The 19,323-nt window shown below is 60.8% G+C and carries 20 protein-coding genes; 3 read left to right on the forward strand and 17 right to left on the reverse strand.

Going from position 1 to position 19,323, the window contains the following annotated elements:
- Positions 1–8 precede the first annotated feature (8 nt).
- Positions 9–563 carry a carboxymuconolactone decarboxylase family protein gene (locus tag J2046_RS00245; protein ID WP_210047675.1) on the reverse strand — a complete coding sequence of 185 codons (555 nt, stop codon included), beginning with the start codon at positions 561–563 and terminating at the stop codon, positions 9–11.
- A 114-nt stretch (positions 564–677) separates the two neighbouring features.
- Between J2046_RS00245 and J2046_RS00250 the strand changes: the two genes are divergently transcribed.
- Both J2046_RS00250 and J2046_RS00255 read left to right on the forward strand, forming a co-directional pair.
- Entirely contained in the window at positions 678–1,622 is a 945-nt protein-coding gene (locus J2046_RS00250; protein ID WP_210047676.1) for a LysR substrate-binding domain-containing protein, read from the forward strand.
- A gap of 27 nt (positions 1,623–1,649) precedes the next feature.
- Positions 1,650–2,495: a zinc-binding dehydrogenase gene (locus tag J2046_RS00255; RefSeq protein WP_210047677.1), complete on the forward strand. Its 846-nt coding sequence runs from the start codon at positions 1,650–1,652 to the stop codon at positions 2,493–2,495.
- Between the two features lie 222 nt (positions 2,496–2,717).
- Here the strand turns inward: J2046_RS00255 and guaA are convergent, their stop codons facing one another.
- The 13 genes from guaA to J2046_RS00320 form a co-directional block, all read right to left on the reverse strand.
- Positions 2,718–4,295, reverse strand: a complete 1,578-nt coding sequence (guaA, locus tag J2046_RS00260; protein ID WP_210047683.1) for a glutamine-hydrolyzing GMP synthase — start codon at positions 4,293–4,295, stop codon at positions 2,718–2,720.
- A gap of 40 nt (positions 4,296–4,335) precedes the next feature.
- Positions 4,336–4,989, reverse strand: a complete 654-nt coding sequence (locus J2046_RS00265; RefSeq protein ID WP_210047685.1) for a 5'-methylthioadenosine/S-adenosylhomocysteine nucleosidase — start codon at positions 4,987–4,989, stop codon at positions 4,336–4,338.
- On the reverse strand, positions 4,986–5,435 hold the full coding sequence (locus J2046_RS00270) for a PaaI family thioesterase (RefSeq protein WP_037159409.1): 450 nt from the start codon (positions 5,433–5,435) through the stop codon (positions 4,986–4,988). The genes J2046_RS00265 and J2046_RS00270 overlap by 4 nt, the downstream gene beginning before the upstream one ends.
- A 73-nt stretch (positions 5,436–5,508) precedes the next feature.
- The gene (locus tag J2046_RS00275; RefSeq protein WP_210047687.1) at positions 5,509–5,967 is read right to left on the reverse strand and encodes a TspO/MBR family protein; all 459 of its coding nucleotides are present in this window, start codon (positions 5,965–5,967) and stop codon (positions 5,509–5,511) included.
- A 37-nt stretch (positions 5,968–6,004) separates the two neighbouring features.
- Positions 6,005–7,090, reverse strand: a complete 1,086-nt coding sequence (locus J2046_RS00280; RefSeq protein ID WP_210047690.1) for a DUF1513 domain-containing protein — start codon at positions 7,088–7,090, stop codon at positions 6,005–6,007.
- A gap of 4 nt (positions 7,091–7,094) precedes the next feature.
- On the reverse strand, positions 7,095–8,198 hold the full coding sequence (locus J2046_RS00285; RefSeq protein ID WP_210047691.1) for an imelysin family protein: 1,104 nt from the start codon (positions 8,196–8,198) through the stop codon (positions 7,095–7,097).
- On the reverse strand, positions 8,198–9,736 hold the full coding sequence (locus J2046_RS00290; protein ID WP_210047692.1) for a di-heme oxidoreductase family protein: 1,539 nt from the start codon (positions 9,734–9,736) through the stop codon (positions 8,198–8,200). The genes J2046_RS00285 and J2046_RS00290 overlap by 1 nt, the downstream gene beginning before the upstream one ends.
- A 50-nt stretch (positions 9,737–9,786) precedes the next feature.
- Positions 9,787–11,061, reverse strand: coding sequence for an imelysin family protein (locus J2046_RS00295; protein ID WP_210047693.1), 1,275 nt, complete (start codon positions 11,059–11,061; stop codon positions 9,787–9,789).
- Between the two features lie 130 nt (positions 11,062–11,191).
- A complete protein-coding gene (locus J2046_RS00300) occupies positions 11,192–12,481 on the reverse strand; it encodes an RsmB/NOP family class I SAM-dependent RNA methyltransferase (RefSeq protein ID WP_210047695.1) in 1,290 nt (429 codons plus the stop codon).
- Positions 12,482–12,565: 84 nt separating this feature from the next.
- Positions 12,566–12,976, reverse strand: a complete 411-nt coding sequence (locus J2046_RS00305; RefSeq protein WP_052183180.1) for a septal ring lytic transglycosylase RlpA family protein — start codon at positions 12,974–12,976, stop codon at positions 12,566–12,568.
- A gap of 379 nt (positions 12,977–13,355) precedes the next feature.
- Positions 13,356–14,228 carry an SDR family oxidoreductase gene (locus tag J2046_RS00310; protein WP_210047696.1) on the reverse strand — a complete coding sequence of 291 codons (873 nt, stop codon included), beginning with the start codon at positions 14,226–14,228 and terminating at the stop codon, positions 13,356–13,358.
- A complete protein-coding gene (gene queG, locus J2046_RS00315; protein ID WP_411828443.1) occupies positions 14,228–15,400 on the reverse strand; it encodes a tRNA epoxyqueuosine(34) reductase QueG in 1,173 nt (390 codons plus the stop codon). Before queG ends, J2046_RS00310 begins: the two co-directional genes overlap by 1 nt.
- The gene (locus J2046_RS00320) at positions 15,381–16,073 is read right to left on the reverse strand and encodes a glutathione S-transferase family protein (protein WP_037160063.1); all 693 of its coding nucleotides are present in this window, start codon (positions 16,071–16,073) and stop codon (positions 15,381–15,383) included. The genes queG and J2046_RS00320 overlap by 20 nt, the downstream gene beginning before the upstream one ends.
- Before the next feature lie 156 nt (positions 16,074–16,229).
- On the opposite strand from J2046_RS00320, the gene J2046_RS00325 reads away from it, so the two are divergent.
- Complete coding sequence (locus J2046_RS00325) at positions 16,230–17,036, forward strand: undecaprenyl-diphosphate phosphatase (protein WP_210047698.1); 807 nt, start codon at positions 16,230–16,232, stop codon at positions 17,034–17,036.
- Between the two features lie 3 nt (positions 17,037–17,039).
- Here the strand turns inward: J2046_RS00325 and J2046_RS00330 are convergent, their stop codons facing one another.
- The 3 genes from J2046_RS00330 to J2046_RS00340 form a co-directional block, all read right to left on the reverse strand.
- Complete coding sequence (locus J2046_RS00330) at positions 17,040–17,198, reverse strand: hypothetical protein (RefSeq protein ID WP_210047699.1); 159 nt, start codon at positions 17,196–17,198, stop codon at positions 17,040–17,042.
- A gap of 72 nt (positions 17,199–17,270) precedes the next feature.
- Positions 17,271–18,689: a TRAP transporter large permease gene (locus tag J2046_RS00335; RefSeq protein WP_210047701.1), complete on the reverse strand. Its 1,419-nt coding sequence runs from the start codon at positions 18,687–18,689 to the stop codon at positions 17,271–17,273.
- Positions 18,686–19,270 (reverse strand): TRAP transporter small permease subunit, encoded by a 585-nt coding sequence (locus tag J2046_RS00340; protein ID WP_210047703.1) that lies wholly within the window; start codon positions 19,268–19,270, stop codon positions 18,686–18,688. Before J2046_RS00340 ends, J2046_RS00335 begins: the two co-directional genes overlap by 4 nt.
- Positions 19,271–19,323: the final 53 nt, after the last annotated feature.

Here is a 19,323-nt window from a genome sequence, read left to right on the forward strand (position 1 = left end):
GGGAAGGATCAGGCTGCGGCGGTCGTGCGAACCGTCACGACCGGGAAGTCGATTTCGGTCTTCAGCGCTTCATTGACGTAGTTGGTGAAGGTATTGAGCGCGACATGGGCGATGATTTCGACGATCTCCGCATTGGAGTATCCGGTATCCTTGAGCGCCGCGATATCGGCATCGCTTGCCTGTCCGCGTCCGCGGGCCAGCTTGACGGCGAAGCGCACGGCGGCATCCGCCTTGACATCGTTGGAGGCACCGTTGCGGTTGGCGGTGATTTCCGCGTCATCGAGCTTGGCGAGGTTGCGGGCGATGTAAGTGTGGGCGGACAAGCAGTAGCCGCAATCATTCACCTCGGCGATCGCCAGCGCAATCCGCTCGCGGGTCTGCGCGGCTAGCGCCCCTTTGCCAAGGGCGCCGGAGAGGCCGAGATAGCCTTCCAGTGCTGCCGGGCTGTTGGCGACGATACGAAACAGGTTCGGCACGGTGCCGAGTTGCTTTTGGACCGCCGCAAGCAGGGGCTGGGATTTTTCGGGGGCTTGGGCGACGGCGGGGGTAGGAATGCGTGACATGGGCGTTTCTCCTGGACGGGTTGTCTTGCTGTGGTGGGATAGGAGTAGCCCCTTCCGCATTCTGTAGGCAGCTGCTAAGTTCGAAAGCCTCACTTCCGCAAAACGAGAGGGACTATGGACAGGTTCGAGGCGATGCGCACGCTGGTCGCGGCAATCGATGGCGGAAGCCTGTCGGCAGCGGCCCGATCCCTCAACGTACCCCTTCCCACCGTCAGCCGCCGCGTTTCCGATCTCGAGACCTTTCTCGGTTCGCAACTCGTCGTTCGCACAAGCCGCAAACTCCTGCTCACCGAGGCTGGTACGGCTTATGTCGCTTCGGCTCGGAGGGTGCTTGAGGAATTGTCCGAAGCGGAGCGCGCTGCCTCCGGCGAGTATCGTGCACCGCGCGGCGAATTGCTCGTCACGGCGCCGATCGCGTTCGGTACACTCAATGTCGCGCCGATCGTCCACGATTTTCTTGCCGCCTATCCCGACGTGACAGTGCGCCTTGTGCTGTCCGACAGCGTCATTGATCTCGTCGAAAGCCATGTCGACGTCGCGGTCAGGATCGGTCGCCTGCCGGATAGTGCTCTGGTCGCACGCAGGGTCGGCGAGATCCTATGGGTCATCTGCGCCAGCCCGGATTATTTTGAACGGCGGGGCAAGCCGGAGACGCCCAATGCACTGGCCCAACACGACTGCATCGCGTTCGAAGGACTTCAGCGCTACCGGGAATGGCCGTTCGTCGAAGGAAATACCCAGCAGCAAGTGACGATTAACCCACGCTTCTCGGTCAACACCGCGGAAGGCGTCGTAGCCGGCGCGATCGCGGGCGTCGGAATTGCCCGTGTGCTTTCCTACCAGGCGGTAGCAAGCATCAGGGCGGGTTTACTGTTGCCGATATTGATGGATCGGGCACCTCCACCGATGCCCGTGCACCTGGTCCATGCCCCGCACCAGCAGCAGCCGTTGAAATTGCGCGCCTTCCTCGATTTCGTTGCACCACGATTGCAAAAGCGCGTTCTAACCATATCGCACGACATTGCGTGTGCCGGGCAAGGCTCTTCGAAAGCCCCCTGATCAATCCTGCCGACGTCCCTACCACAATTGGCAAGCACAACTGGCAAGGCGCGCCATGCGCAACCGCCGTTCGTTCCCGGCCTTGAGGTGGCCGGAACTGTACGAGCGTTGGGTGATGGCGTGACAGGTTTTGCTGTCGGCGAGAAGGTCGTGTCGACGTCGGCTGGCGCTGGCACCGGCGGGTATGCCACGGTGTATATCGCGACCGTTGGCGGCGTCGTGTCGATCGAAGACTCCAATGTCGATCCTGCTCTCGCTGTCGCGATGATCCCCAACGCCGCGATGGCCCACGTCGCGCTGACTCTGGTTGCCAAGCTCGTTGAGGGAGAAAGCGTGCTGGTGCACGGCGCACTCGGCGGCCTCGCCTCCGCATTCCCCGGCATCGCAAGGCAGCTCGGCGCTTCACGGGTCGTGGGCACAGTCCGCTCGGGCAAGCTGGAAGCCGCGGCGAACACGAAACTGCCCTATGATTGGATCATCGACTCAGCAGAGTTGCCCGGCGTCCTCGCAGGCGAAAGGTTCGATGTCATCATCGATCCCGTCGGCGGAACCGTCCGAGACCAAAGCTCTGCATTGATGAAGCCGGGCAGCCGTCTCATCGTGGCCGGCAATGCCAGCGGTGACTGGGCCCATGCCGTCAAGACGAACGACCTCTGGTTGGGCAGCATGACGGTGGCCGGCTTCAATGCAGGAGCTTTTCTGCCGTCGCATCCAGAGGCAATTCGACCAGGCCTTGAGGCAGCCGTGAAAGCGATAGCCTCAGGACTGTGCTACACTCCCGTCGATGTGCTCCCCTTCAGTGAGGCGGTGACCGCTCACGAACGGATGGAGAGCCGCAATCTGAACGACCGCATCGTGCTGACACCGCAATAGTGATTAAGCGCAACCGGCATTGCTTGGGGTGATTTGCTTTTGGCAATTGCGGGAACGGCCTTGATGCAAAGCCGAGGCCGTTCCCGCAAGGCTAGCAATCAGTTGGCATTGAAAGCTATCGATGTGTGTTCGTATCTATTCCGAACCGTCATCGCCTATCGAAGTATACATTCCGCCAATTCTACGAAGGAGTATCCGGCTGTATCCGAAACTACGCCCCCTTCACTCCCACTCGATCGTGCCGGGCGGCTTGGATGTCACGTCGTAAACGACGCGGTTGATGCCGCGCACTTCGTTGATGATGCGGGTGGCCGTTCGGCCGAGGAAATTCATGTCGTAGGGGTAGAAATCCGCCGTCATGCCATCGACCGAGGTAACCGCGCGCAATGCACAGACGAAGTCGTAGGTGCGGTAGTCGCCCATCACGCCGACCGTCTGTACCGGAAGCAGCACGGCAAATGCCTGCCAGATCGTATCGTAGAGGCCGGCCTTGCGGATCTCATCGAGATAGATTGCATCCGCCTTGCGCAGGATGTCGAGCTTTTCGCGGGTCACGCCGCCCGGGCAGCGGATCGCAAGCCCCGGGCCGGGGAAGGGATGACGGCCGATGAAGTGGTCCGGCAGGCCGAGTTCGCGGCCGAGCGCGCGCACCTCGTCCTTGAAGAGTTCGCGCAGCGGCTCGACGAGCTTCATGTTCATGCGCTCGGGCAGGCCGCCGACATTGTGGTGGCTCTTGATCGTCACCGAAGGGCCGCCGGAGAAGGAGACGCTTTCGATCACGTCCGGATAGAGCGTGCCCTGTGCGAGAAAGGCCGGCGCGCCCTTGCCGTCCTCGGCGATCTTTTTGGCTTCCGCTTCGAAGACTTCGATGAACAGCCGGCCGATCGTCTTGCGCTTCACTTCCGGGTCGGAAACGCCGGCAAGCTCGGTAAGAAACAGGTCGGAGGCATCCACATGCACGAGCGGCAGGTTGTAGTGGTCACGGAACATCTTGACCACTTCTTCGGCCTCGTTGAGGCGCATCAGGCCGTGATCGACGAAGACGCAGGTGAGCTGGTCGCCGATCGCCTCGTGGATCAGCACGGCAGCGACGGAGGAGTCGACCCCACCGGAAAGGGCACAGAGCACGCGGCCATCGCCGACCTGTTCGCGAATCTTGCGGATCATCTCGGCGCGGTAGGCCGACATCGTCCAGTCCGATTTCAGCCCGACGATCTTGTGCACGAAGTTGGAGAGCAGCTTGGCGCCATCCGGTGTGTGCACCACTTCCGGGTGGAACATGGTCGAATAATAGTGGCGGCCTTCGTCGGCAGCGATCGCGAAGGGCGCGTTCTCGGAGGTGGCGATGACCTCGAAGCCCTCGGGCAACTGCGTGACGCGGTCGCCATGGCTCATCCACACGGGATAACGCCCGCCCACTTCCCAGAAACCGTCGAACAGCGGGCTCGCCTTCTTGATCTCGACGTCGGCCCGGCCGAACTCCGCTGCATGGCCGCCCTCGACCACACCGCCGAGCTGGGTCGCCATCGTCTGCTGGCCGTAGCAGATGCCGAGGATCGGCACATTGTGCTCGAACACCACCTGCGGAGCGCGCGGGCTGCCTTCGGTGGTGACCGAGGCCGGGCCGCCGGAGAAGATGACGCCCTTGGGCTGGAGTTTCTTGAACGCGGCTTCCGCGTTCTGGAAGGGGTGGATTTCGCAATAGACGCCGGATTCGCGTATGCGACGCGCGATCAGCTGCGTCACCTGGCTGCCGAAATCGATGATGAGAATGCTGTCGGGATGAACTGTCTGGGTCATGCCGAGCCTTTAAAGAAAAGTTGCGTTTTGTGCAACCGGATCAGAGAGCCAATTCGCCGCTTTCCAAGGCTCTCACGAGGCGATCGATCGCACCTGCCAGCTTCTCGTCGATGACATGCAGATATTCGGTCCAGTTGCTGACATGCTTCAGCTCTTGCTTGCCGTCGGAAATGCCGCGCAGCCCGATCAGCGGAATAGAGAAGAGTTGGCAGCACCGCATGACGGCAAAAGTCTCCATGTCGACCATATCGGCCTCGATCAGATCGTAGATCGCACCGGAGATGATGTTGCCGCCGGTGGACAGCGAGGCTTCCGGAATGCCGGGGATGCGAAAGGGAAGCGGTATGACCGCCGGATGGTCCAGGAAGGGCGTGCGGCCCTTTTCGAAACCGAGCGGCGAGGCGTCCATATCGCGATAGGCGACGGAGGAGACCTGGTAGATTTCCGTCTGTTCGAGGCTTCGGGAGCCCGCCGAGCCGAGTGAAACGACGAGATCGGGAAGTTTGTCGGCAGTGTCGAACCTGGTCAGCGCATGGGAGAGCACCGTTGCTGCCTCGACGGGGCCGACTCCGGTCATCAACGGCTTGATGCGGGATTTGAGCGCCGGGCCGTATTCTGCATCCACGGCCATGACGAAGAGAATGGATTTGCCGCCGGCAACCGCCGGCTCACCCAGGAGAAGCGAAGGCGTCATCCCATCACGTCCTCTCGCCCACGGATCACCATCATCGTGCCGGTCATGGACGCGATGAGCTTGGCCGGCCCGTCGCCGATTGCATAGGCGCGGCCGTCTGCCACGATGATCGTGGAGCCCGGCTTGGTGATTTCGCCGCGGAAGAGGAAGCGCTCGCCGCGCCCGGGCGACATCAGGTTCACCTTGAATTCGATCGTCAGAATGGAGGCTTCCGGCTCGATGACGGTATAGGCGGCATAACCGCAGGCGGAATCGAGCGCGGCGGAAATAACGCCGGCATGCAGGAAGCCGTGCTGCTGCGTGAGCTTGGCATCGAAGGGCAGTTCTATTTCCACCATGGCCGGTTCGACGCGCGTCAGTTCAGCACCGAGCATGGCCATCGCGCCTTGCCGCCCAAAGCTGTGGCGCACCCGCTCGCGGAAATCTCCTGTGTCTCTCCCGCTCATGTTTCTCCCTTTCGCAACTGCGAAATTGGCACGGGGAAACGTGTTCGGCAAGCGGAGAGGGATGACTTTTGGATTAGTTTAGAACAACGATTGAAAGATTGAGCAGTGCGACGAAGGCGACCCAGAGTGCATAGGGGATGAACAGCAGGGCCGCCGTGCGGTTCGGCCGCCAGCTTATTACAATGAACAGCAGGATGAAGGCCAGCATTGACACGATAACGATGAGGCCGAGGTCAGGGCTGTGCATGCCGAAAAAGGCCGGCAACCAGAGGATGTTGAGGATACCCTGGATCGCGAAGACGATCAGGCGGCGCATGCGGGGCCTGCTGCGGTCGAGCCATGTTTCGGCAAACGCAAGGCCGATCAGGATGTAAAGTCCGGCCCAGACAGGGGCAAAGAGCCAGTCCGGCGGGTGAAAGACCGGCTTGTCCAAAGACCGGTACCAATCACCCGGCGTATTCGCGATGCGGCTGAATGCACCTATGGCAAGGCATGCGACGACGAAGAAAAACGCACTGGCAATTTTACGCATGCCCTGTGACTTAGGGCTGGCTTAATTTGAGTAAAGGCTATTTTAGTAGAGTGATATGCTGATCCCACGCGACCTGGCTGCGTGTCTGGTTGAATTGCCCATCATAGGAGGAAACGGCGATGCCACGAGCAGCGGGTGCAACGCCGGCGGCATTGCGGACAGCTTCTTCCTTCAGCACGACGCCGGTTTTTGCATCGAGCGTCACGGCCGTCCCGCCGACGGGTGAGGTGAGGCCCACCAATCCCTCGCGGCGGTTGACGGCGATCGCTCCGACATAATTGCCGAGCCGGACCGTGGTTTCTTCCGGCAGGGAGAGAAGGGCGATATCCTCGCCCTTTGAAAACCATCCGGCAAGCGGCGGCATCGCGTTGCGCGCGCCTTCCCACTGGCAGGCGAACCATATGCGGCCATTGCCATCCATGTCGAGATGCCGGGTGGAGAGCTGGCGAAGCGAGGCCGGCAGGCCGTGTCGTTGGATCAACGCGCCGGTCCTCGCATCGATGAGCACCAGCGACGGTTCCATGCAGTCGAGATTGAGTTTGGTGCGGCCGAAATCCGGATGTGTCTCGATGCCGCCGTTGGCGATGACGAGGAGTTTGCCATCGTCGGAGACGGTCATGTCATGCGTGCCGATGCCGTGGGCGTCGAACTCGCCGATGCGGCGGAATTCGTCGCGGGCATCGTAGATGCCGATCATGCCGCGATTGCCGTCGAAATCGTTCTCGCTGGCATAGAGCAATCGGCCATCCGGTGAAAAATGCCCATGGCCGTAAAAATGCCGGCCTTCCGGCGAAGTGACGATGATCGGCTCGGCCCGGCCGGCGGGATCGAAGACCATTGCGAATTTGCCGGGGCGGCGGCCGAAGGCGACGGCGCGGCCGGCGGCGGCGCTATAGGCCATGCCATGGGCGCGGGCCGGTAGCGCTACGCGGTCGATGATTTCGCCGCGCTCGGAAACCGTGGCGATGCCGAACGAGCCGTCCGGTGAGCGGAAACCCGAGGCATAGACCGCGTCGGCGCGTTCGAGCGCCATCAGCGCGCGCGGAGAAAGGGCGGCGGTGAAAGTGATCCCCGCCGCCTTGAGGAAACCGCGCCGGTCGATGGTCTCGCCGCACCAGGCCATGTACTCAATCCCCGTCCGAGAAGGAGAAGCCGGAGCTCAGGCCGATCGCCCCGCCGTAACCGTCGTTCAGCTTGGCGATGATGGCCTTGCCGTCGGCGAGCAGCGCATCGAGCTTCTTGCGTTCGGCCGGATCTTCGACCGCCTTTCCCAGATCAGGGGTAACGGTACCGGCCAGTTCGACCATCGATTTCAACTGCGCCTGGGTTGCGGTGACCACCGGGCGGTCTTTCTCCGGCAGGAGGTCCACCATGCCGGATGTATCGAGCAGTGCCGAAAGGCCTTCGAGATTGCCCTGGATCATTGGCCAGGTGTTCTCCGACCGCCAGAACAGCGCCTGTTTCGGGAATTTCGCCTTGTCTGCCCCCTTGTAGAAAGTCTCGATGCGCTGGTCACGAACCGTCTCTGCTCCATGGACGAGGATGCCGAGCAGTGCGGTGATCGCCTCGCCGCCGGTGCGGAAGACCGGATTGTCTGGCCCCGGCTGCTCCCAGGTCGTCTGTATGCCGGCCGGCGCGTCCCATATGTCGGACAATTCCTTGGCGACATTGGTGATATTGCCGGCGATGGCCGCCGCGTAACGGCAGCGGAAGCCGTTCTTCTCGGTCGAAAGCGTTTCGGAGCCGGCACCGAACAGAAGATATTCCAGTGCTCCAAAACCCTGTGTCGCCACGCTCTTGGTGGCGAGCGTCGTCGGATCGGTCGCCGTTTCGTCCGACTTCGCTAGAATGCCCTGAACCTGCTTCAGGCCGGTGCTCTTGCGGTCGGGATAAAAGAGGATGCGTTCGAAGCGGTATTGTTCAATCACCGGTCCGACGCGCACCACTTCGATATGCGCCCAGCTCACGGCCGCATCGCGAAAGGTGGCCTTGGTGGTATCGTAATTTTCCGTCGAAGGCGCATCGCAAAGCGTCTTCATGCTGGCAGTCATCTTTTCCGCAGATGCCTGGAAGGCATCATAACCCGGCCGGATGAACTGGTCGACCGCAGCGGTCATCACCCTGGTGACGTCCGCCTCGGGAAGGGTGACGGCGGATGCGGTGTCAGCCTCCTGGGCGAATGTCGAGATCGGCAGGAGTAAGATGAGGCCGGCAGCGAGAATTGTGCGCATCAGAGTGACTCCAGGAATGTGATCAGGGCGGCACGGTCGTCCCCGGGAAGAGCGGCGAAGGCGTCGCGCGCCATCTGAGCTTCGCCGCCGTGCCAGAGGATGGCCTCGGTGAGATTGCGCGCCCGCCCGTCATGCAGGAAGAAGGCGTGGCCGTTGACGGTCTCGGTCAGTCCGATGCCCCAGAGCGGCTGTGTGCGCCATTCCCGGCCGTTGGCGACCCCCACCTGCTGGCCGTCGGCCAAGCCTTCGCCCATATCATGCAGCAGGAAATCCGAATAGGGCCAGATGAGCTGGAAGGCATGCGCCTTGTTGACGGCGTCGCGGCGGGTGACGAATTTCGGCGTGTGGCAGGCGGTGCAGCCGGACCGATAGAAGAGCGCCTTGCCCTTCAGCACCGTTTTGTCACCGACATTGCGGCGGGCCGGTACGGCGAGGTTTTCCGAGTAGAAGGTGACGAGTGGAAGGACCGGATCCGGCGCTTCGAACGGGCCGAGCCGCGGCTGCACGCCGGTCGGCTGGGCAAGGCATTCCGCCTCCGCCTTGGTGCAGTCGCCATAGTCGGACGGATTGTCGGGCGTGGAGATGCCGAGGTCGCCCACGAAGGCGGATGAACTCTGGTCGCGGATTGTCGCATTCTGCGCCTTGAAGCCGAAGCGGCCGAGCTTCAGTTCGCCGGTCCTGTGGTCGCGCGTGAGTGCCGGCCGGCCTGAAATGCCGTTGCCGTCCCGGTCCGCGGGATCGGCTTTGGCGATAATGTCGGCTTCGTGGATCGCCTGGATGAGGCCGAGGCCGATCATCGGCGGAGCGACGCGCGGCGACAGCGTCACGTCACCTTCCAGAGGTCCATGACCAAGATCGGTGACGGAATAGGCCGGCTTGCGCAGGTGCGCGATCTCGCCACCGGCAAGCGTCACAGGAATCTCCTGATAGGAGACCTGCATCTTCCCCTCGATCTTCAGGCCCTGCACGGCAAGATCCTGCAACTGCTCGCCATACACGGCATCGGGAAAATTGAGCTTCCGGTGGTCCGCGACCGCCTTGCGCTCGTCCTCGGTGCGGGCCGGGCGCGCGAGCCTGAGAAACATCGAGGTCGCATCGGCGGAACCTTCCGGCGGATGACCGCGACCATCCTTCAGGTGGCAGCTCTGGCATGCACGGGCGTTGAAGAGCGGTCCGAGCCCGTCGGAGGCCTGGGTGGAAGAGGGGGGCGGAACCCAAAGCTTCTTGAAAAGCGCATTGCCGAGTTTGAAGGTCTGCTCTTCCTCGAAGCTGAGGTTTGCGGAAAAATGCGAGAAAGCGTCGCCATTGACGATGGCGCGACTGGTCGCCGCCCCGCCTGCCATCGGCTCGAACTGTTCGGGTTTGGTGAAATCCGTCGTGAACTTGGTGACGGCCTCGACGCGCCTCTGGTCCTTTGGATCGAGGTCCGTGCGCGTCGTCGGAAATGCTACGCCCCCGCTGATGGCGATCAGCGAGGTCAGAACGAGGGCGCCCGAAAGAACCGGCAGCATAAGGACAAGGGACCTGGACGCTCTCATGGATCATCGGGCCGCGCACCGAAACCGGAGGCGGCCCGCCTTTTCATCTCTTATTTGAAGACGGCGTCGGGATTGTCGAGGCTGTCGGACCCTTCGAGCTCGACCGTGCCGAGGTCGAGCGCGGCGACGACGCGCTCGATCGTCTTGGTCTGGTCGATCAGACCGTCGATCGCCTTCTGGACGACCGCATTGCCCTGCGAATTGCCCTCGCCGATCATCTGGTCATAAGCCTCGATCTTCTTGGCACGGTCGGCCATGGCGTTCATGGCGGCAAGCGTCGCGTTGAGCTTGCCCTTCATTTCCGTGTCAAGCGCCTTGTCATTGGCAGCGACCAGTTCGGAGAGCGAAGGACCAGTCATCTTGGTGCCGTCGACACGGACATATTCGCCGGTATAGGCGGACTTGATGCCGATCGCGTCGTTCAGATGCGAGGCATAGGTATTGTCCGAGAAGCAATCGTGTTCTTCTTCCGGATCATGGAGAAGCAGGCCGAGCTTCATACGCTCGCCTGCGAGTTCGCCGTAGGAGAGCGAACCCATGCCGGTCAGGATTGCGGTAAGACCAGCCTTGGGATCGGCCTCGACATGCTTGGTGGCCTCGCCGTCCGGAGCCCAGGCCGCCACCATATCGCCAAGGTCGGAGACGAGCAGCGTCGATGCAGCCTTGAGATAGGCGGCGCGGCGGTCGCAATTGCCGTGGGTGCAATTGGCCTCGTCGTAATCCGTATAGGGGCGCTCGCCGGCGCCTGGACCGGTGCCGTTGAGATCCTGTCCCCAGAGCAGGAACTCGACGGCGTGGTAGCCGGTCGCGACATTCGCCTCGATCTCGCCGGCCTCGTGCAGGCCCTGGATCGTCTCGGGCGTGATGTTGGTGGTGTCGAACTCTTCGCCGTTGATCTTGATCTTCGGATTGGCGATCACATTGGCTATATAAAGTTCGTTCTCGTCGCTTTCCGTGCCGTAGGACACGTCGACATAATCGATCAGTCCTTCATCCAGCGGCCAGGCATTCACCTTGCCTTCCCACTCATCGACGATCGGATTGCCGAAACGATAGACTTCCGTCTGCTGGTAGGGAATACGGGCAGCGATCCACGCATCCTTGGCGGCCTTGAGAGTCTCCTGGCTTGGCTTGGCGATCAGCGCATCGATCGCTTTGTCGAGAGCTTGCGCAGTCGTCAGCGAGTCCTCGTATTTCGCATGTGCCAGTTCGGCATAATGCTTTACAACGGATGCGGAATCGGCAGCCTGGGCAGGCGTAACGGTGAACGCCGCAGAGGTGGTAAGAAGCGCCAGCGCGGCGCCGAAAACGGTCTTGCGGATCATATCCCTCTCCTTCACGGCCCGGATCTACCGGCCGTCTGGGCTACATCGCGCAAATGGAAACTGGTGTCAAACAATCTAGTTTAGAATGGTTTGAAAGTCGAACGCGGTTTTGACTTTGATCAAGCCCTGATCAAGCCTTGCGTTGCATCCGGCAGAAAAAGAATCCGTCCGTATCGGTACTTGCGGGGGTCAAGGTGACAGTGAGTGCCTCTTTGAAGCGCGGCGACGGGGCGTCTTGTCCGAAGAGCTTGCTCCATTCCTGAGCAGCCGGCGCGATCGAGAATTCCGGATGTTCCGCGCAGAAGCGTGAAACCTGGGCGTCGTTCTCCTCCGGCAGGATGGAACAGGTGACGTAAAGCAGCGCGCCGCCGGGCTTCACGAAGGTTGCAGCTTCCGAGAGCGCCTCCTGTTGCTGGGCGACGCGCTCGTCGAGGTTTTTCGGCGTCAGCCGCCATTTCGTGTCCGGCCGGCGACGCCAGGTACCGGTGCCGGTGCAGGGGGCGTCGACAAGCACGGCGTCGAGCTTGCCTTTCAGCGGATCAAGCTGATGGACATCGTCATGAACCTGCACGTTGCGGGTGCCGGCGCGGCGCAGACGTTCGATGATCGGCGCCAGCCGCTTGCGGTCGGCGTCATAGGCGTGGATCTGGCCCTTATTGTGCATGGCAGCCGCCATCGCGAGTGTCTTTCCGCCGCCACCGGCGCAATAGTCGAGCACCTGGTCGTGCTCGCCGGGTTGCACGAGATCGGCGACGATCTGCGATCCCTCGTCCTGCACTTCGAACCAACCCTTCTGAAATGAAAGCTCGGCCGTGACGTTCGGAAGTCGGGACGCTCCTTCACCGGCGGCGATGCGGACGCCATTGCGGGCGATGCGCGACGGTTTCGCGCCTGAGCGTTCCAGCGCCTTGACGACCTTCTCCCGGCTCGCCTTCAACGTGTTGGCGCGGAGATCGAGGGTCGGCCGACCGGCCAGCGCCTTGGCCTCGACAAGCCAGTCCTCGCCGAAATTGGCCTCGAAGGATGGCTGGCTCCAGTCCGGGATGTCGCCCTGCACATGGAGCGGCGCATCTTCGAGATTGCGGGAGGCAAGGGCCGAAAGGTTCGCCTCGGTCAGGGCCGGCGGCGCAAAGCGGTCATCAGCGAACTCGGGCTGGAGTGCCTCGAGCGTGAGGCCCCATTGCCGGATGAGGACTGCGTAAGCGAGGGCGGTCGGGCTCTCGTCGCCCATCAGCCAGGCATGCGAAAGCCGCATGCGGAGCGCGTCATAGACGATATTGCCAATTGCGGCACGATCGCCGGATCCGGCGAAACGGTGCGCGAGACCCCAGTCCTTGAGAGCATCGGCGACAGGGCGCTTTCGCGTCTCGATGTCGGCCAATACCTCGATGGCTCCGGCCACTCGCCCGCCCAGTCGCATGTCAATCTCCGTTTCGGTTGAACCCGTATGGAACGGCTCGTAACGGCGAATGACGCAAAGGGCAAGAGCCGGGCGCCGCGCGCCTCAGCCGTCGATGTCCTTAAGACCCTTGCCCGGGATCTTCTGGTTGTCGGCGGTGATAATCTGGTAACAGACCTGCGCCGTGCCGGAGCGGACCATGCCGATGTTCTGCGCGGCGGCCTTGGAGACATCGATCACCCGGCCACGGATGAAAGGCCCGCGGTCGTTGATGCGTACGATCACACTCTTGCCGTTGCGTTTGTTGGTGACCTTCACCTTCGTGCCGAAAGGCAGCGAGCGGTGGGCTGCGGTCAGTTTCGAAGGATTCATCCGTTCCCCGGATGCCGTCTTGGAAGTCAGAGCGTACCAGGATGCGTGACCACATCCGGGCGCAGCGTTAGCCTCTGCGGAGCCAAGGAGTGCAAAAGCAGCAGTGGCAGCCGCGGCGCAAATCGAGCGTCGAATTTTCTTCAAGTTCGTCGTCCCCGTCGTTTGTCCCTGCACGTTGCGTGCAAAATGGCTAAGCGGGGCGAAAAATGGCGGAAAAGTGGGCTTTTTGATCACGGAATATTACAAGATGTAACATTCGTGATTACATTGCAGTCGATCTTTTTAAGAAGCCAGCTAAGCTTTTATGGAAGAAAACATTTAAAAACAGAGGGAAACCGGAATGGTATTCCCGGAAGAATCATGCGGCTGACCTGATCACGAAAATCGCAGAAAAAATTTGTCGTAATGCGCGATTCCTTGCCTCATTCAGGCAAATTTTACGGCCTTGCGCCACATATCTTAAAAAAGAATAACCAGATTTTCCGGTAAGGATGGAAATTTCAACCGTTTTAAGATGGGAAAATTATCCTTTCCAACGTCCGGTAGACCACAACTCGGCCAGCGACACGCGGTAATTGGGAAAGCGGAATTCAAAGCCCGCGGCACGGATCTTGGCATTCGAAACGCGCTTGTTGGCGCCGTAGAATGAGCGTGCCATGGGCGTCATTTCGGCGGTTTCGAAATCCTGTTCCGGAGGCGGTTCTACACCCATCAGCCGGGCAGCTTCGACGATGACATCCTGGGCCGGGCCGGGCTCGTCATCAGTGACATTATATATGCCGCCCATCTTGCGCTTTGCGAGAAAGAGCGCGGCGCCGCCGATATCCTCGACGCGGATGCGATTGAAGACCTGATCCTTCTTGACGATGCGCCGCGCTGTACCGCGTTCGAGGTTGACGAAGGCGTTACGATCGGGGCCATAGATGCCGGAAAGGCGCAGGATAGCGACCGGCACGCCGGCGGCCTCTCCCTCAGCAGTCCAGGCCTCCTCGGTATCGACCCGTTCGATCGAACGACCCAGGATCGGACTGCCGGGAGTTTCTTCCGTCACCCAGTCGCCGCCATGATCGCCGTAGACGCCGGCGGTGGAGAGATAACCGATCCATTCAAGCCTGGGGCAGAGTTCGGCGAGCCTGCCCTTCATGAGCTTCAGCAGCGGGTCACCCTCCGAGCCCGGCGGGACGGATTGCACGAGATGCGTGACTTGCTTCAGTTCGGCCAGCAGTTCATCGCTGAACGAGCCGCCGTCGAAGATGAAGGCTCGGATATCCTTGGAGGAGAGCTCTGCCACTTTCTCGGCAGTTCTGGCGGTGCCGGAGACCTTGGCGCCATCTCTTTTGAATTCCTCGGCGATCGCCTGGCCGGAATAACCGCATCCGAAGATCATCAGCCGCATCAGTCTACTCCCGCCAGTCGCCACTCTTCCAACACTTCCGGGTCTTCCTCGATTCCGCGCGTTTGCGCGAACCGTGCAAAATCCCCATCCGGCATCAGCCGTCTCAGAGCCCATATAGCCATGCCGCGCACCACGGGCGAGGGGTCGCCCGAAAGTTCGCGGCATCGGGCGATGAGGCTGGCGTCGCCGGAATTGCCGGCGGCGATCAGCACGTTGCGGATGAACCGGTCGCGACCGATGCGTTTCACCGGCGAACCGCTGAAAAAGGTGCGGAACGTGGCGTCGTCCAGCGTCAGCAGGAAGGCGATGGAGGGCTCCTTCAAGTCCTCGCGGGCCTTCAGCTTCATCTCGAAGGCGCTTGCCGCGAACTTGTTCCAGGGGCAGGCGGCAAGACAGTCGTCGCAGCCATAGACGCGGTTGCCGATCAGCGGCCGGAATTCCGGGGCGATCGGCCCTTTATGCTCGATCGTGAGATAGGAGATGCAGCGGCGCGCATCGAGCCGGTAGGGGGCCGGGAAAGCCGCTGTCGGGCAGGCATCGAGACAGGCGCGGCAGGAGCCGCAATGATCCGTCTCCGGCTCGTCTTTGATGAGTTCGGCGGTGGTGAAAAGGCTACCGAGAAAAAGCCAGGAACCATGGGTCCGGCTGACGAGATTGGTATGCTTGCCCTGCCAGCCGAGACCGGCCGCCTCCGCCAGCGGTTTTTCCATGACGGGCGCCGTGTCGACGAACACCTTCACGTCTTCCCCGGCGCGGGCGGCGAAACGGGTGGCAATCTCCTTCAGCCGGCCCTTGATGAGGTCGTGATAGTCGCGGTTGCGGGCATAGACCGAGATCGCCGCCTTGTCCGGTCTGTCGAGAATTCCGCGCGGATCTTCATCCGGGCCGTAATTCAGCCCGAACATGACGATGGACCGGACCTCCGACCACAGCACTTTCGGATCGGCGCGGCGCAGTCTGGTCTCGGCCATCCAGTCCATCGTGCCATGGTGGCCTTCGGCAAGAAAAACCTCAAGCCGCTCCGGCGCCCGCGGAATGCTGTCGGGTCCCGTGACACGGCAGAGATCGAAGCCCTGGCTTTTCGCCTCCACTTGAATGAAGGCGGTCAGCTTCTCCCGCCGTCGCAGCGCTTTTTCAGCTTCTCGGTTATCGTCAGAAATCAAGGTCCGCATAATGGGATACCGGGGTCAGTCCGCGGATGCGCTCGGCGAGCAGCGGCCGGAAAGAAGGGCGCGATTTCAGCCGCTGATACCATTCCTTGGCGACCGGCGTATCCGACCAGTCAATCTCACCAAGATAGTCTAGCACGGAAATGCAGGCAGCGGCCGCGAGATCCGCATAGCTCAGGCGGTCCCCCGCCAGCCATGGGCGCGAGCCGGCAAGCCAGGAGAGATATTTCATATGCTGGCGGATATTGGCGCGGGAGGTACGCAACACCTTCGAATCCGGCGCGCCGCCGCCGTGGGCCGCACTCATCTGCAGTTTGTAGATGCGTTCGCGGCTCAGCGGCCTCGTCACGTCCTGTTCCATCTTCTGCAGGAACCATTCGGTAAGGCGGCGGATTTCGGCGCGCTGCCACGGATCTTCGGCAAGCAGTCGCCGGTCGCGTTTCAGGACGCCATGCGTCTCATCGAGAAATTCCATGAGCACGGAAGGGCCACAAAGTACCCGCATGCTGTCGTCCACATAGACGGGAAGCGTGCCTGCAGGATTGAGTGTCAGGAATTCACGGCGCTTTTCCCAGGGCTGCTCTTCGACCAGATCCGCCTGGAAACCGTATTCGGCAAGGATCAGCCGAACGAAGCGGGAGGCCGTAGACATGGGGTGATGATAGAGGGTGGGCATGGATACTTGAACTTCACGAATAGTGTATAGGGAGGTTATGGTCGCTTCGCGCGCCCGCCTGACATATGGCAGCTATATGGATTTGGTAGGGCCAACACAAGCAACGGCTCATAGAGTACCTCAAACTGCCCTCATCTGCTCAACAAAGGATTAAGAATGGCGGATCAGTCCATTATCAGCGCCCTCGTTCTTGGCTTGATCGAGGGGCTTACGGAATTTCTTCCCGTTTCCTCAACCGCTCACGTTCTGCTCGCCGGTCATTTTCTTGGATTTCAATCGCCCGGGAACACTTTCGCAGTGCTGATTCAGCTCGGCGCCATCCTGGCGATTCTGCTCGTCTACGCCGGCAAGCTGTTGGAAATCGCCATGGATATTCCGACGAGCCGCAAGGCCAGGCATTTCGTCGTGACGGTATTGATTGCTTTTCTGCCTGCGGCGGTCATCGGGGCGCTCGCACATGACTTCATCAAGACCGTGCTGTTCGAGACGCCGATGCTGATCTGTATCGTGCTGATTCTCGGCGGTTTCGTGCTCCTTGCCGTCGATAGAATGAAGTTCCAGCCGAAATATCACGACATAATGGACTATCCTTGGCCACTCGCGCTCAAGATCGGCTTCTTCCAGTGCCTCGCGATGGTCCCCGGCACGTCGCGCTCGGGAGCGACGATCGTCGGCGCATTGCTGATGGGGGCCGATAAACGCTCGGCTGCGGAATTCTCCTTCTTTCTCGCCATGCCGACCATGCTCGGGGCCTTCGTGCTCGACCTATACAAGAATCGCGACATCCTGAGCCTCGATGACGGCGCCGTCATCGCGATCGGCTTCGTCGCGGCATTCGTCACTGCGATTTTCGTCGTGCGCTCGCTGCTCGATTTCGTCTCAAGCCGCGGTTATGCGTTCTTCGCCTACTGGCGGATCATTATCGGCGTCGCCGGTCTTCTGGCTCTCGTCATGCTTGGCTAAACCCTAACGGCGGCGGTTATAAAGGAAGAAATCGTAGCCGGCGGCCGCAAGGGTGATGAAGAAAAGGAAGCCCAGATCGACGCGAGGGACGCGCCAGAAAAGAATGCCGACAAAGCCGGCGAGGATCAAAAATGCAATGAGTTGCAGGAGGCGATCCCTCATTCAAATATCCTCCATTGCTAAGGTCCTGCCGTCTCTGGACGTCCCGCTCCATGCCGACCAATGAAATTCCGTTCATCGTCCATAGACTGCCGCCGGGAGATAGAACACGATCTGCGGAAAGAGGTACATGAGTGTCATGCTGATAAAGACCATCAGCACGAACGGCAGTACGCCGTTGAATATCTCTGTCAGTCGTACCTCTGGCGGCGCGATCCCCTTGAGATAGTAGGCTGACATCGCCATGGGCGGTGTCAGAAACGAGGTCTGAAGATTAAGCGCCACCAGAATGCCGAAGAAAAGCGGGTCGATGTTGAACAGGCTGAGCAGCGGCAGGAAGATGGGAACGAAGATGATGATGATCTCCGACCACTCCAGCGGCCATCCCAAGAGAAAGATGATGATCTGCGCCAGGAGCAGGAATTGGAACGGGGTCAGGTCGAGTCCCCGCACGAATTCCGAGATGACCTGCTCCCCGCCGAGATAGGAGAATACGGAAGAGAAGGTATAGGATCCGACAAACAGCCAGCACACCATCGCGGTCGTCCGGACCGTCAGATAGACGCTCTGGCGCATCCTTTCCCACGTGAAGGCCTTGTATCCGATTGCAAGCAGGATACCGCCCAGCGCACCGATGGACGCAGCTTCCGTCGGGGTTGCGAGCCCGAAGAGGATCGAGCCCAACACGGCGAGGATGAGGAAGGCGAGCGGGAAGAAGGAGGTCGCGATCATCACCAAGACCCGTCCAAGGGGCACGTCGGGCACTTCATCTGCAGTCGGTCGTGGCGCTACATTCGGCTGAAGGATCGAGCGTCCGACCACGTAAATGAGGTAAAGCCCCACGAGTGTAAGGCCCGGCAGCAACGCCGCGGAATAGAGCCGCACGATCGAGACTCCCGATGCCGCGGCATAGACGATCAGCATGATCGAAGGGGGGATCAGGATACCGAGCGTCCCGCCGGCGCAAATGATTCCCGAGGCGAAGGATTTATCGTAACGCGCTTTCAGCATGGCGGGCAATGCAAGCAGGCCCATCAGGGTGACGACGGCGCCGACAATGCCCGTCGCCGTCGCAAAAAGCGCGCAGGTGATCAGCGCCGCGACCCCCATCGATCCAGGCACATTCTTCGACGCGATATTGAGCGTGTTGAAAAGCCTGTCGACGATGTTCGCGCGCTCGACGATATAGCCCATGAACAGAAAGAGCGGGATGGCGGTCAGGACGTCATTCGCCATCACCGTATAGGTCTGGTTGACGAAGAGGTCGAAGATGCGATTGTTGAAGAAGCCTTCGACCCAAAGCCTGGCGCTTTCCCACCAGCCCGCATTTTCATCGAGCCTGTTATAGGCCCGCCACATGCGGCTCGGATCGTAATACGCATAATAGCCGAAGCCGATGCCCAGGGCCATCAGGTTGAAGGCGATCGGAAAGCCGAGAAAAACGATGAAGATGAACAGGCCAAGCATGAGCAGCGCGACTTGCGGATCGGTCATGCCTGATCTCCCGAAAGCTCGGCCTGTTTCTCCTTGATGAGTAGAATTTCTGTCTCCTCGACATCGGCGGCAACCGGCATCCAGTCCCCGGCGCGAATGCAATGAATGCAGCGAAGGACCTGCGCGATCCCTTGAATGAAGAGCAGCAGGCCGGCGGCGACCATGACGGTCTTGAACTGGTAGATCGGAATGCCGGCGGGGCTGTTGACGCTGACCTCGCCGTAGCTCCACGATCTCGACGCATATTTCCAGCCCGAGAAGATCAGCGCCGTTATGCCAGGGAAAAAGAAGAGGAAATACAGGATGAGATCGACGATCGCCTGTGTTCTCGGCTTCCACAGGCGGTAAAGGAAGTCGCCGCGAACGTGTCCACCGCGAGAAAGCGTATAGGCGCCTCCCATCATGAAAAGCGTCCCATACATGATGAAGGATACATCCAGCGCCCAGGGAGTCGGGCGTCCGACAACGTAGCGCACGAAGACCTCGTAACTCGTGCCGAATGTCATGAGCACGATGAGCCAGGCAAATGCCTTGCCGAACCAAGCCGACGTTGCATCGGCGAACCGGATGAATGCCCGCATGAATGACGTTTCCCCGTTTGCGTGAGGGCGGCAGGAGCAGAAAGCTCCTGCCG

It is taken from the genome of Neorhizobium petrolearium, from assembly GCF_017873175.1.
Taxonomy (GTDB): Bacteria; Pseudomonadota; Alphaproteobacteria; order Rhizobiales; family Rhizobiaceae; genus Neorhizobium; species Neorhizobium petrolearium.

Bases quoted from the DNA above. Each gene is read 5' to 3' on its own strand.
- J2046_RS00245 (WP_210047675.1), bottom strand. From the start codon at position 563: ATGTCACGCATTCCTACCCCCGCCGTCGCCCAAGCCCCCGAAAAATCC.
- J2046_RS00250 (WP_210047676.1), top strand. From the start codon at position 678: ATGGACAGGTTCGAGGCGATGCGCACGCTGGTCGCGGCAATCGATGGC.
- guaA (WP_210047683.1), bottom strand. From the start codon at position 4,295: ATGACCCAGACAGTTCATCCCGACAGCATTCTCATCATCGATTTCGGC.
- J2046_RS00265 (WP_210047685.1), bottom strand. From the start codon at position 4,989: ATGACGCCTTCGCTTCTCCTGGGTGAGCCGGCGGTTGCCGGCGGCAAA.
- J2046_RS00270 (WP_037159409.1), bottom strand. From the start codon at position 5,435: ATGAGCGGGAGAGACACAGGAGATTTCCGCGAGCGGGTGCGCCACAGC.
- J2046_RS00275 (WP_210047687.1), bottom strand. From the start codon at position 5,967: ATGCGTAAAATTGCCAGTGCGTTTTTCTTCGTCGTCGCATGCCTTGCC.
- J2046_RS00280 (WP_210047690.1), bottom strand. From the start codon at position 7,090: ATGGCCTGGTGCGGCGAGACCATCGACCGGCGCGGTTTCCTCAAGGCG.
- J2046_RS00285 (WP_210047691.1), bottom strand. From the start codon at position 8,198: ATGCGCACAATTCTCGCTGCCGGCCTCATCTTACTCCTGCCGATCTCG.
- J2046_RS00290 (WP_210047692.1), bottom strand. From the start codon at position 9,736: ATGAGAGCGTCCAGGTCCCTTGTCCTTATGCTGCCGGTTCTTTCGGGC.
- J2046_RS00295 (WP_210047693.1), bottom strand. From the start codon at position 11,061: ATGATCCGCAAGACCGTTTTCGGCGCCGCGCTGGCGCTTCTTACCACC.
- J2046_RS00300 (WP_210047695.1), bottom strand. From the start codon at position 12,481: ATGCGACTGGGCGGGCGAGTGGCCGGAGCCATCGAGGTATTGGCCGAC.
- J2046_RS00310 (WP_210047696.1), bottom strand. From the start codon at position 14,228: ATGCGGCTGATGATCTTCGGATGCGGTTATTCCGGCCAGGCGATCGCC.
- queG (WP_411828443.1), bottom strand. From the start codon at position 15,400: ATGCGGACCTTGATTTCTGACGATAACCGAGAAGCTGAAAAAGCGCTG.
- J2046_RS00320 (WP_037160063.1), bottom strand. From the start codon at position 16,073: ATGCCCACCCTCTATCATCACCCCATGTCTACGGCCTCCCGCTTCGTT.
- J2046_RS00325 (WP_210047698.1), top strand. From the start codon at position 16,230: ATGGCGGATCAGTCCATTATCAGCGCCCTCGTTCTTGGCTTGATCGAG.
- J2046_RS00330 (WP_210047699.1), bottom strand. From the start codon at position 17,198: ATGAGGGATCGCCTCCTGCAACTCATTGCATTTTTGATCCTCGCCGGC.
- J2046_RS00335 (WP_210047701.1), bottom strand. From the start codon at position 18,689: ATGACCGATCCGCAAGTCGCGCTGCTCATGCTTGGCCTGTTCATCTTC.
- J2046_RS00340 (WP_210047703.1), bottom strand. From the start codon at position 19,270: ATGCGGGCATTCATCCGGTTCGCCGATGCAACGTCGGCTTGGTTCGGC.